Raw genomic sequence first — 11,684 nt, 5'->3', positions numbered from 1 at the left:
CCGCCCGCCATTTAGAGGATCGATGATCGATGCGCGTTGCCGTCCTCCAGTTCACTCATGAGACCGTGACGTTCCTGCCGAACGACACCACCCGGGAGGACTTCATACATCCCGGTTCGCCCGCCGCCGGCGAGGCGCTGCTCGCCACCGACCCGAAGGGCTACATGGGCGGTTTCGTTCAGATGGCGCGCGAATATGATGGTGTGGAGCTGGTGGGCATCACGTCGCCGCTCTGGCCGCGCACCGGTACCGCGTCGGGGTGGATCACCGCGGACGCCTACGCGCATTTCGTGGGACTCATGGTCTCGGAGTTGCGCGCGCGGGGACCGTTCGACGGCGTCTACCTCGCGCTTCACGGGGCGATGGCGGTGCGCGGCGTGTCCCGGCCGGAGGCCGACATCGCCCGGCAGGTTCGCGGGGCGGTCGGCGACCGGGCAATCCTCGTCGGAACCTTCGACCTGCACGGCAACGAGGACGCCGCCTTCCTCGAGCACGCCGACATGGCGTTCACGGTCAAGTACTTTCCGCACTACGACGGCCACCTGCAGGGCCGGCGGGCCGCCCGCATGCTGGTCCGCGCCGTGCGCGGCGCCTTCCGGCCGGCCCACCGGACCATCAAGGTGCCGATCCTGTCGCCCACCGTCGTGCAGTGGACCGGCGCCTCGCCCTGGTCGGACCTCGTGCAGCGGGCGCTGGTCTGGGAGGCGCGCGAGCCCGACGTGTACGTCAACGTCTTCTTCGGCTTTCCCTGGGGGGATGCGCCCGATGGCGGCATGACCGTTCAGGCGCTCACCAACGGCGATCCCGATCTCGCCGAACGGGTGGCCGGTGACGTCGCCGCCTTCGCCTGGCGCAACCGGCGCGGGCTGCTCGAATCGACCCGGATCCACCCCATCGCGGACGGCGTGCGCCTCGCCCGGGCAGCCATCGCGGCGGGGGCCGGCCCGGTCGTCCTCGCCGACCACAGCGATCGATCCGGCCGGGCGACCTGGCTCCTGCGCGAGATCCTTCGGCAGGGGCTGACCCGCACCCTGATCGCCACCGTCGCGTCGCCGGACATCCTGGCAGAGGCGGTCGCGCGGGGCATCGCGGCCGGCGATCCCTTCGCGGCGGCGATCGGCGGCGGCGGCGATCCGTCCGCGGGAGATCCGGTCCGGATCGCCGGAACGGTGCTCCACGTCTGCGAGGCGCCGGCGCCCGGCGTCGCCGGCAGCGGCGGCGGAGGCGGCCACTGGCTCTGCATCGCCTTCGGCTCCGGCAACGTGCTGGTCCTGAGCCCGCACCTCGCGCAGATCGTCGAGCCCGACGAGCTGTGGTGCCTCGGCCTGGACCCGGCCGATTTCGACATCGTGGCGATCAAGTCGCGGGTCCATTTTCGCCGCGGATTCGACGACAGCGGCTATGCCGGCACGATCCTGCTCGTGGAACCGCCTGAGCCGTTCCTCGGGACGGTCCGGCTCGACCACCTGCCCTACGAACATCTGCGGACCGGCGACTTCTTTCCCTACGGCGACCCGCCCGGCCCGGCGACGTCGGACCGATGACCGGCCGGACCCTGGGGGTTGTTGCCCAAAGTCGGCCGGGGCGACAGGCGGGCGCCGCCGTCACCTGCGGGTGCTCGCGCCGCACGTTTAAGAACGCTAGGTTCATCCCGCACGTGCCCGGCGAGGCGCGGCCAGGGAGGTGACGGAATGCGGATTTCGGCCGACAGGCTGTCCGCCTATGTGCGGGACATCTTCGTGCGCGAGGGCTGCGCAGAGGCGGAGGCCGAGCGGATCGGCCGATTCCTCGTGGCCGCCAATCTCACCGGCCATGACAGTCACGGCGTCGTCCGCGTGACCCGCTACGTAGAGTGGCTGCGCGCCGGGGAGGTCGAGGCCGGGCGCACGCCCGAGGTCGTCACCGATGCGCCGTCCTTCGCGCTTCTCGACGCGCAATACGGATTCGGGCAGACGGCCGGCCCCTTCGCCACCGATCTCGGCATCGCCAAGGCCAAGGACACCGGCGTGGCCATCGTGGCGCTGCGCCATGCCGGCCATCTCGGGCGGATCGGCGAGTGGGCTGAGCGCGCGGCCGAAGCCGGATTGGTCTCGGTCCACTTCGTCAACGTCGCGGGAAGCCTGCTGGTGGCGCCGTTCGGATCCGTGGAGCGCCGCTTCTCCACGGCACCCTTCGCGGCCGGCTTCCCGGTGCCGGGCGCCGACCCGATCATCCTCGATTTCGCCACGTCGGCGGTGGCCGAGGGCAAGGTGCTCGTCGCCTCCCGCGGCGGCAAGCCGCTGCCGGAGGGCGCGCTCATCGAGCCCGACGGTCGGCTCAGCAGCGACCCGGCCACCCTGTTCGGCCCCCTCGAGGGCGTGGAGCGCGACAACCAGCGCGGCGCCGGGGCGATCCGGGCCTTCGGCGAGCACAAGGGCTCCGGTCTCGCGCTGATGTGCGAGCTCCTCGCCGGTGCGCTGACCGGATCCGGGACCGCAGGTCCGGGCCAGCGCCGGATCTGCAACGGCATGCTGTCGATCTACGTGCGGCCCGAGGCGTTGGGCACCGAGACCGCCCTGGCCGCGGAGGCGCGGACCTATCTCGATTTCTTCAAGAGCGCCCGCCCGATGCCCGGTTCGGAAGTCCTGCTGCCCGGCGAGCCGGAGCGCCGGATGCGGGCCGAGCGCCTGGCCGAGGGTGTCCCGCTGCCCGAACCCGTGTGGGAAACCCTCCTCGCCGCGGGACGCCCCCACGGGCTCGACGGCAACGCCTACCGCGACTGAGCCGGGGCCGCGGCCCGACGAGACGCGCCTGCGGCGACCCCGTCCCGAAAAGGGGCGTCGCGCAGCCCGGGGACGCCATCCCCGGCACTCGGGAGGAACACGATGTCCAGATTGCGCTGGCTGATGATCGGCCTCTGCATGGCCGCCAATGCCATCAACTACATCGACCGCGCCAACCTCGCGGTGGCCGCGCCGACCATGTCGAAGGAACTCGGGCTCAGCGCCACCGACATGGGCCTGATCCTGTCGGGCTTCTTCTGGACCTACGCGGTCATGCAGTTGCCCTTCGGCTACGTGGCCGACCGGGTCGGGCCGCGACTGTCGCTGCTCGTCGCCGTCGTCTGGTGGTCGGCCTGCACGGCGCTGACCGCGATCGGACGGGGCTTCCTGTCCCTCCTCGGCCTGCGCATGCTGCTGGGGGTCGGCGAGGCGGGGGCCTATCCGTCCTTCGCCAAGGTCGCGGCCTCTTGGTTTCCAAGGAGCGAGCGCAGCTTCGCCAGCAGCATCTTCGACAGCGGCTCGCGGGTCGGCTCAGCGCTGGCGATCCCGCTGGTCTCCTGGGTCATCGCCACGCTCGGCTGGCGGGAATCCTTCATCGTGACCGGCGTCCTGGGCTTCGTCTGGGCCGTGTTCTGGATGTGGCTCTACCGCGAGCCTGAGAACCATCCGGCCGTCACACCCGCGGAACTCGCCGCACTCCGGGCCGCGCAGGAGCGGCCCACGGCGGTCGATGCCGCCGACGCCCAGAACCAAGTGCCGTGGCTCTCCCTGTTCCGCTATCGGACCGTCTGGGGGATGATGGCCGGCTTCTTCTGCCTGAACTTCGTGATCTACTTCTTCATCACGTGGTTTCCGACCTACCTCGTCAAGGCCCGGGGCTTCTCCCTCGCGGAACTCGGCACGCTGGGCAGCCTGCCCGCGCTGGCCTCGATCCCCGCCGGCTGGCTCGGCGGGTACGCGTCGGACGCCCTCTATCGACGGGGCTGGAGCCTGACCGCGGCCCGCAAGACCTGCCTGGTCGGCGGCATGCTGATGTCGTCGGTCATCACCCTGTCGATCATCGCGCCGAACGTCTACGTGGCCCTGCTGTGCTTCGCGGTAGCCTACGGCAGCCTCGCGTTCACGGCCGCCTCGATCTGGGCGCTGCCCGGCGACGTGGCGCCGACGCCGGCCCACGTGGCCTCGATCGGCGGCATCCAGAACTTCGCCTCGAACGTCGCCGGGATCGTGACGACGACCTTCACCGGGGTCATGCTCACCGTCACCCAGGGCTCGTTCGTGATTCCCCTGATCGTGGCCGGCGGGTTCTGCCTCCTGGGCGCCTTCATCTACCTGTTCGTGGTCGGGGAGATCGCACCGCTGCCGGTGCGTGACGCCGGCGCCCCGGCCCTGCGCCCCGAGGCCGCGCGGTGAGGGCGCGCGGCCCGGACGAATTCCAGGAGAGACCGATGTCCACTTATCCCGTGATCACCCTTCGGCCGGATGACGGCGTGGCCGTGGCCCGCGGCGCCCTCGAGGCGGGCACGCCGGTCGCCGCCGGCGTGACGGCCGCGGAGCGGATCCCCGCCGGCCACAAGGTCGCGGTCCGGGCCCACCGCAGCGGCGAGCCGGTGACCAAATACGGCCAGATCATCGGCTTCGCCAAGGAGGACATCGCGGCCGGCCGGCACGTCCACGTCCATAATCTCGGGATGGGCGAGTTCGCGCGCGACTACGCATTCGGGGTCGATGCCAAGCCGACGCGCCTCGTGACGTCGCCCGCCACCTTCCAGGGCATCCGCCGCCCCGACGGGCGCGTCGCGACCCGCAACTATGTGGGCATCCTCACCTCGGTGAACTGCAGCGCGCACGTCGCCGACCTGATCGCCGACGCGTTCCGGAGGCACCCGATCCTCGGTCTCGACCCGCTCGCCCCCTATCCCAACGTCGACGGTGTCGTGGCGCTGACCCACAAGACCGGCTGCGGCATGGCGATGGGCGAGCCGCTGCGGCTCCTGCGCCGGACGCTCGCGGGCTATGCCCGGCACGTCAACTTCTCGCACATCGTGATGATCGGGCTCGGCTGCGAGGTGAACCAGATCGGCGCCTTCCTGGAGGAGCAGGGTCTCGCCGACCGGATCCGCAGCATGAACATCCAGAGCCTGGGTGGCACCCGGAAGACCGTCGAGGCTGGGATCGACTTCGTGAAGGGCATCCTGGACGAGGCGAACGTCGTCCACCGGGAGCCGGTGCCGGCGAGCGAACTGATCGTCGCCCTGCAATGCGGCGGTTCGGACGGGTATTCGGGCGTCTCGGCCAATCCGGCGCTGGGCATCGCCAGCGACCTCGTGGTGCAGAACGGCGGCACGGTGATCCTGTCGGAGACGACGGAGACCTACGGGGCGGAACACCTGTTCACCCGCCGCGCCGTGAGCCCGGATGTCGGCCAGAAGCTCGTCGACCTGATGCACTGGTGGGAGGACTACACCCGCAAGGAAGGCTCGGAGATCGACGCCAACCCCTCGCCCGGCAACAAGGCCGGCGGGCTGACCACGATCCTGGAGAAATCGCTCGGCGCGATGGCGAAGGCCGGCAGCACCAACCTCGTCGACGTGCTGCGCTACGCCGATCCGGTCACCGCCAAGGGTTTCGTGTTCATGGACACGCCGGGCTACGACCCCGTCTCGGCCACCGGACAGGTCGCGGGCGGCGCCAACCTCGTGTGCTTCACCACCGGCCGCGGCAGCGTGTTCGGCTGCAAGCCGGCGCCCTCGATCAAGATCGCCACGAACTCCGCCATGTACCGACGTCTCGAGGAGGACATGGACGTGAATTGCGGCACCATCCTCGACGGCGAGGAGACCGTCGAGCAGGCGGGGCGGCGGATCTTCGAATTGATCCTGCAGGTTGCGGGTGGCGCGCGGACCAAGAGCGAGCAGTTCGATTTCGGCTCGTCGGAATTCGCCCCCTGGCAGATCGGGGCGACCGTCTGATCCGCTGCGGCTCAGAGGTCCGTCCGCACCACGTGCGGGAAGCCCAGGATGTAGTCGGGGCCGAAGGCAGTCACGGGAGTGTGGAACCCTGGTGCGACGCGTCCCGCAGCGATGCGCCTCGCCGCGTCCAGCGCGGTCCAGACCGTCAGGGTGTAGCCCTCCGCAGTCACCATGCGGCTCGACGCGCGGTGACCGGCGCCGTCCCAGGCCTCCGCCAGGAAGGTGCTGCGGGCTCTCTGCCGCGCCGCCGCCGACGGTCCGGCCGGCAGCCGGTCGATGCCGCGGTTGATCAGGCGCTGCGCGGTGTCGCCGGCGATGATCCTGCGGAGGCCGGCGGGCAGGCCCGCGGCCGCCGCCATGGCGGGGAGGGCCTCGAAATAGACGTCGATGTTGGGGACCCGCGTCGAGTACCACGCGCTCGACACGTCGCCCCACCCGAGGCCGACGGTGCGTCGCGGGCCGCGGCCGAAATCGGCGGTGCCCCGAGGGGGGCTCGGCAATTCGACGATGCGGCCGTCCCGGCGGACCCGGGTTCCCCAGGCGATGCCCTCGACCATGGTGCGGGCGGTTCCGCGGCTGAAGCCGCCGAAGCCGCCGATGGAGATGCGCAGGTGCGTTGCGCCGGGCAGGCGTCCGGCCACATGGGCGGCGAGGCAGTCGCTCGGCACCACGTCGAAGCCCGCCGCCGGCAGGAGCACGATCCCCGCTGCCTTCGCCGCCGCATCCCGCGCGGCGAGCGCTTCCAGTACCGAGATCTCACCCGTGATGTCGACGTAGTGGGCGCCGGCCGCGAGGCAGGCATCGGCCATCGGCTTGGCGGTCTTGGAGAACGGGCCGGCCGCGTGGATCACGACCGCGATTCCCGACAGCGCGGCACGCAGCCGGTCCGGATTATCGAGGGGTGCGACCCGCGCCTCGAGCGTGAGCCGGGCCGCGATGGGCCGGAGCCTCTCCGGGTCGCGCCCGGCCAGGATCGGCTGCAGGCCCTGCGCGACGGCGTGCTCGGCCAGGAGCTGCCCGGTATAGCCGGTGGCGCCGTAGATCATGATCGCGGTCATGGCGGGTTTCTGCCACCGCTCCCGCGCGTGTCAAAGCACGCGCCGCAACGTTTCGCCGGATGCTAGGACACAGGACCCGGAAGACGACGCGGCGGGCAGCCCTGAATGAGGGGCTACCGCCGCCACAGGAGCGGCACGATGTTCGATGGGATCCCCCGGCCGTCGGCAGCGCGAGACCGCGGCAGGGCCGGATGGTGGCGCGTCGCAGGCTTGGGCGTTGCGCTCCTCGTCCTGACCGCACCGGTCTCGGCCGCGGATCGGGCAGTGATTGTGACGATGCAGCCGGACCTGGCACCCGGTCTGGCGGCGATGCCCCAGATCGAGGCACCGGCCGACGATGCGGAGCGCCGGATCAACACGGCGCTGAAGCGACTGGACGGCAAGGTCAGGAAGGCCGCCGGGCAGTGCAAGGCGGAGGGCGGCGTGCACAGTTCCTGGGAGCGCGGCGTCCAAGTGCCGATGCGCGGTCCGCGCTTTCTGAGTCTGGTGATCAACGACAGCTGGTTCTGCGGCGGCGCGCACCCGGACACCGCCACGATGTCGATCGTCTACGATCTCACCACCGGCGCCCCGGTGGATTGGACCACGCTGCTTCCGCCCGCCCTGACCGGGACGATCGCCCTCGCGGACGGCGCGGACGGGACCAAGATGGTGACGCTGGCCTCCGAGACGCTGCACGCCCTCTACCGCGCCGGCTATCGCCCGAAGTCCGGCGATCCGAAGCGGGATGGGGACGATGCGGACTGCCGCGCGGCGGTCACCGAGACGAATGACGGGAAGCCGCCCGCGATGATGGCGTGGCTCGATGTCGGTGCGGGCGGCCTCGCCGTCCAGTTCGACCTCGCGCACGTCGTCCAGGCCTGTGCGGATCCGGTGGTGATTCCCCTCTCCACGCTGCAACGGGACGGCGCCGAGCCTGTCCTCACCGGGGCGATCGAGGCGGCGCGGGCCACGCAACCCGTGAAGTGATCGGTCAGCAGGGCGAACGGGCCGTGTCCTGCAGGGTCGTGTGGAGACGGGCCGCGCGTCGCGTGTCCGCCCATGTCGCGGGCTCCGTACGAGAACCGGCCTCCGGCATCGTGGAAACGTGCTGCGGCGACGCCCATGCCCCTGCGTCACATGCAGGCGCTGCGGTTCCGAATTCATCCCCGGACGTTTAGCCTGCGGCATCGACGGTGCGCATGACACGGCACCGTGTCCGAGGGGCAGCCATGTCCGGATCCGGCGTCGTCGAGAAGTCCGCCGTGACGATCGATCCCTTCGCCGACTTCGCGCGTCTGTTGCCGAATCTCTCGCCCCTGCGGCAGGCTGTGGTCGCGGCCTGCCGGCGGCCCGAGGCGGCCTGCGTGGCGCCGCTCCTCGATGAGGCGAGGCTGCCGCCCGGAGCCGCCCGGCGCGCCTCCGAGCAGGCCCGTCATCTCGTCGAGTCCCTCCGTCGCCGGCGTCGCCGCAGCGGCGTCGAGGCGCTGATCCACGAATACGCGCTCTCGAGCCAGGAGGGGGTGGCTCTGATGTGCTTGGCCGAGGCGCTGCTGCGCATCCCGGATGCGACGACGCGCGATGCGCTGATCCGCGACAAGATCGCGGGCGGAGATTGGCACGCGCATCTCGGCCATAGCCCGTCGCCCTTCGTGAACGCGGCGACCTGGGGCTTGCTGGTGACCGGTCGCCTGGCCGCGACCCGGGACGAGGCCGGTCTGTCGGCGGCGCTGACCCGTCTGATCGCCCGCGGCGGCGAACCGTTGATCCGCACCGGCGTCGACCTTGCCATGCGGATGATGGGCGAGCAGTTCGTGGCCGGGCGGACGATCGCCGAGGCCCTGCGGCACGCCACAGGGTGGGAGGCCAAGGGCTTCACGTACTCGTACGACATGCTCGGCGAGGCCGCAGTCACAGCGGAGGATGCCGAACGCTACCAGCGCGCCTACGCGGACGCGATCCGGGCGATCGGCGACGCGTCGGCCGGTCGTGGCGTGCTCCTCGGTCCCGGAATCTCGATCAAGCTGTCGGCCCTGCATCCCCGTTACGTCCGGGCGCAGCGCGACCGCGTCCTGGCGGAGCTGTCGCCGCGCGTGTGGGACCTCGCCCGTCTGGCCAGGGATGCCGGGATCGGCCTCAACATCGACGCCGAGGAGGCCGACCGCCTCGACCTGTCGCTGGATGTCCTGGAGGCGCTGGCTGCGGATCCGGATCTCTCGGGCTGGGACGGTCTCGGATTCGTCGTCCAGGCCTACGGTAAGCGTTGCCCGTTCGTCATCGACGTGCTGATCGATCTCGCCCGCCGCAGCCGGCGCCGGCTGATGGTCCGCCTGGTCAAGGGCGCCTACTGGGACAGCGAGATCAAGCGCGCGCAGGTGGATGGGTTGGCGGACTTCCCGGTCTTCACCCGGAAGATCCACACCGACGTCTCCTACCTCGCCTGCGCCCGGCGGCTCCTCGCGGCGCCTGACGCGGTCTTTCCGCAATTCGCCACCCACAATGCACAGACGCTGGCGAGCATCGTCGCGATGGCGGGTTCGGACTTCAGGCTCGGCCAGTACGAATTCCAGTGTCTGCACGGCATGGGCGAGCCGCTCTACGAGGCGGTGGTCGGAGGGGAGAGCCTGCAGCGCCCCTGTCGCATCTACGCGCCGGTGGGCACTCACGAAACCCTGCTCGCCTATCTGGTTCGGCGACTGCTCGAGAACGGGGCCAACACCTCCTTCGTCAACCGGGTCGCCGATGAGACCGTACCCGTCGAGGCGCTGATCGCAGACCCCGTCGCGGCGGTCGAGGCCATGCCGCACCCTGGCGCGCCGCACCCGCGGATCGCGCTGCCCCGAGACCTGTACGCCCCGACCCGCGCCAATGCCGCCGGTCTTGACCTGACCGACGAGGCGGCTCTTGCCGCTCTGGCAGACGGTTTGCGGACAAGCGACGGCACTGACTGGCGGGCGGCGCCGAAAGGCGACAGCGGGTCGGCCGGCGAACCGGTCCGGAACCCGGCGGACCATCGGGACGTGGTCGGGTTCTGCCGCGCGACGACCCCTGCCGCTGCCGAGCGTGCCCTGTCGCGCGCGGAAGCAACTGCTCGCGGCTGGGCGGCGACCCCGGTCGCCGCGCGGGCCGCGACCCTGCGGCGAGCGGCCGCGACGTTCGAGGCCGGAATGCCGGCGTTGATCGGGCTCATCGTGCGGGAGGCCGGCAAGACCTATGCGAACGCCGTCTCCGAGATCCGCGAGACCGTGGATTTCCTGCGCTATGCCGGTGCCGAGGCCGAGCGGACTCTCGCCGGACCGCATGAGCCGCTCGGCCCGGTGGCCTGTATCGCACCCTGGAATTTCCCCCTGGCGATCTTCGTCGGGCAGGTCGCCGCCGCCCTCGCCGCCGGAAACCCTGTCCTGGCGAAGCCCGCCGAGGAGACGCCCCTCATCGCCGCCGAGGCCGTCCGCATTCTGCACGGGGCCGGCATTCCGACGGACGTGCTGCAGGTTCTGCCCGGCGATGGTCGGGTCGGTGCGGCCCTGGTCGGCGATCCGCGGGTGCAGGGTGTGATGTTCACCGGCTCGACGACGGTGGCCAAGGAAATCCAGCGCGCCCTGGCCGGGCGGCTGACCCGCTTCGGCGAGCCGGTGCCGTTCGTGGCGGAGACCGGCGGCCAGAACGCCCTGGTGGTCGATTCCTCCGCCCTCGCCGAGCAGGTGGTGGCGGATGTCATCGCCTCGGCCTTCGATTCCGCCGGCCAGCGCTGCTCGGCGCTGCGGATCCTGTGCCTTCAGGACGAGATCGCCGACCGCACGCTGCACATGCTGCGGGGTGCTCTCGCGGAACTTCGGGTCGGCGACCCCCGCCACCTCGCCGTCGACGTCGGACCGGTCATTACGGCCGAGGCTGCCGCCCGGATCAGCGCCCACGTTGCGGCGATGCGCGACCGCGGCTTTGCCGTGCAACAGGTGCCGCTGCCGACCGAGACGGGCGCCGGGACCTTCGTGCCGCCGACGCTGATCGAGATCGCCGCGATCGGCGATGTCGCGCAGGAGGTGTTCGGCCCGGTGCTTCATGTGCTGCGCTACCGCCGCGACGCCCTCGACCGGCTCCTCGCCGCGATCGACGCCACCGGCTACGGCCTGACCTTCGGCCTGCACAGCCGCATCGACGCGACGATCGCGCAGGTGCTCGGTCGCGTCCAGGCCGGCAACCGGTACGTGAACCGGAACATCATCGGCGCGGTGGTGGGCGTGCAGCCCTTCGGCGGTTCGGGCCTTTCGGGCACGGGCCCCAAGGCCGGCGGACCGCTCGCGCTCGGACGCCTGGTCCGGAGACGGCCGGCCGCGGCCCTCGATGGCCTCCCCGCCGACGACACCGGGATCCGGCCCTACGCGGCGTGGCTGCACTCACGGCAGCGCCACGACCTCGCCGACCGCCTCGCGGCGATCCGCTATCCCGGATCCGCCGCGATCGCCCTGCCGGGACCGGTGGGTGAGCGCAATCTGTACGCGTTGCGTCCCCGCGGACGCATCGCCGCCGTCGCGACGACGGAAGCCGCGCTCCTCATTCAGCTCGGCGCGATCTTCGGCACGGGCAACAGCGCCGTCATCGTCGGGGCCTCGCCGCTTCGGCCCGCGTTCCACGATCTCCCGGCCGACTTGGCGGCACGGATCGCGTGGGCTCCGGATCTCGAAAGTGCCGGCGATCTCGGCGCCGTTTTGTTCGCCGGCGACGCGGCTGGCCTGTGCAGCCTCAACGCAGCGGTCGCGGCCCGGCCCGGGCCGATCCTGACGGTCCAGGCGCGCAGCCCGGAGGCGCTGGCGGCCGGCGATCTCTACGATCCGGCCGGGCTGGTCGCAGAGGTCTCGACCACGATCAACACCGCGGCGGCCGGGGGCAATGCCAGCCTGATGAGCATCGGCTGA

Annotated in this window: 7 protein-coding genes; 6 read left to right on the top strand and 1 reads right to left on the bottom strand. The window is 71.3% G+C overall.

The genetic code is table 11. The features are described 5' to 3' along the window. The first annotated feature begins 29 nt into the window (after positions 1 to 29). The 4 genes from ACXJKQ_RS03560 to ACXJKQ_RS03545 all read left to right on the top strand — a co-directional run bounded on the left by ACXJKQ_RS03560 (position 30) and on the right by ACXJKQ_RS03545 (position 5,734). Positions 30 to 1,544, top strand: coding sequence for a M81 family metallopeptidase (locus ACXJKQ_RS03560; RefSeq protein WP_457104397.1), 1,515 nt, complete (start codon positions 30 to 32; stop codon positions 1,542 to 1,544). Positions 1,545 to 1,691: 147 nt separating this feature from the next. After that, positions 1,692 to 2,762, top strand: coding sequence for a malate/lactate/ureidoglycolate dehydrogenase (locus ACXJKQ_RS03555; RefSeq protein WP_457104396.1), 1,071 nt, complete (start codon positions 1,692 to 1,694; stop codon positions 2,760 to 2,762). Between the two features lie 102 nt (positions 2,763 to 2,864). After that, positions 2,865 to 4,175 (top strand): MFS transporter, encoded by a 1,311-nt coding sequence (locus tag ACXJKQ_RS03550; protein WP_457104395.1) that lies wholly within the window; start codon positions 2,865 to 2,867, stop codon positions 4,173 to 4,175. Between the two features lie 35 nt (positions 4,176 to 4,210). Further along, the gene (locus tag ACXJKQ_RS03545) at positions 4,211 to 5,734 is read left to right on the top strand and encodes a UxaA family hydrolase (protein WP_457104394.1); all 1,524 of its coding nucleotides are present in this window, start codon (positions 4,211 to 4,213) and stop codon (positions 5,732 to 5,734) included. 11 nt (positions 5,735 to 5,745) lie between these two features. Here the strand turns inward: ACXJKQ_RS03545 and ACXJKQ_RS03540 are convergent, their stop codons facing one another. Then, positions 5,746 to 6,792: a saccharopine dehydrogenase family protein gene (locus ACXJKQ_RS03540; protein ID WP_457104393.1), complete on the bottom strand. Its 1,047-nt coding sequence runs from the start codon at positions 6,790 to 6,792 to the stop codon at positions 5,746 to 5,748. A gap of 276 nt (positions 6,793 to 7,068) precedes the next feature. Here ACXJKQ_RS03540 and ACXJKQ_RS03535 point away from each other — a divergent pair, with 276 nt between their 5' ends. Both ACXJKQ_RS03535 and putA read left to right on the top strand, forming a co-directional pair. Beyond that, on the top strand, positions 7,069 to 7,761 hold the full coding sequence (locus tag ACXJKQ_RS03535) for a hypothetical protein (protein ID WP_457104392.1): 693 nt from the start codon (positions 7,069 to 7,071) through the stop codon (positions 7,759 to 7,761). Positions 7,762 to 8,003: 242 nt separating this feature from the next. Further along, positions 8,004 to 11,684 (top strand): trifunctional transcriptional regulator/proline dehydrogenase/L-glutamate gamma-semialdehyde dehydrogenase, encoded by a 3,681-nt coding sequence (putA, locus tag ACXJKQ_RS03530; protein ID WP_457104391.1) that lies wholly within the window; start codon positions 8,004 to 8,006, stop codon positions 11,682 to 11,684.

It is taken from the genome of Methylobacterium sp. P5_C11 (assembly GCF_054049775.1).
The sequence above is the reverse complement of the archived record's forward strand: the minus strand, read 5'-3'. Positions and strand labels throughout refer to the sequence as shown.

Excerpts from the sequence above, each read along its gene's own strand:
- ACXJKQ_RS03560 (WP_457104397.1), top strand. The coding sequence starts at position 30 with ATGCGCGTTGCCGTCCTCCAGTTCACTCATGAGACCGTGACGTTCCTG.
- ACXJKQ_RS03550 (WP_457104395.1), top strand. The coding sequence starts at position 2,865 with ATGTCCAGATTGCGCTGGCTGATGATCGGCCTCTGCATGGCCGCCAAT.
- ACXJKQ_RS03535 (WP_457104392.1), top strand. The coding sequence starts at position 7,069 with ATGCAGCCGGACCTGGCACCCGGTCTGGCGGCGATGCCCCAGATCGAG.
- ACXJKQ_RS03540 (WP_457104393.1), bottom strand. The coding sequence starts at position 6,792 with ATGACCGCGATCATGATCTACGGCGCCACCGGCTATACCGGGCAGCTC.
- ACXJKQ_RS03545 (WP_457104394.1), top strand. The coding sequence starts at position 4,211 with ATGTCCACTTATCCCGTGATCACCCTTCGGCCGGATGACGGCGTGGCC.
- putA (WP_457104391.1), top strand. The coding sequence starts at position 8,004 with ATGTCCGGATCCGGCGTCGTCGAGAAGTCCGCCGTGACGATCGATCCC.
- ACXJKQ_RS03555 (WP_457104396.1), top strand. The coding sequence starts at position 1,692 with ATGCGGATTTCGGCCGACAGGCTGTCCGCCTATGTGCGGGACATCTTC.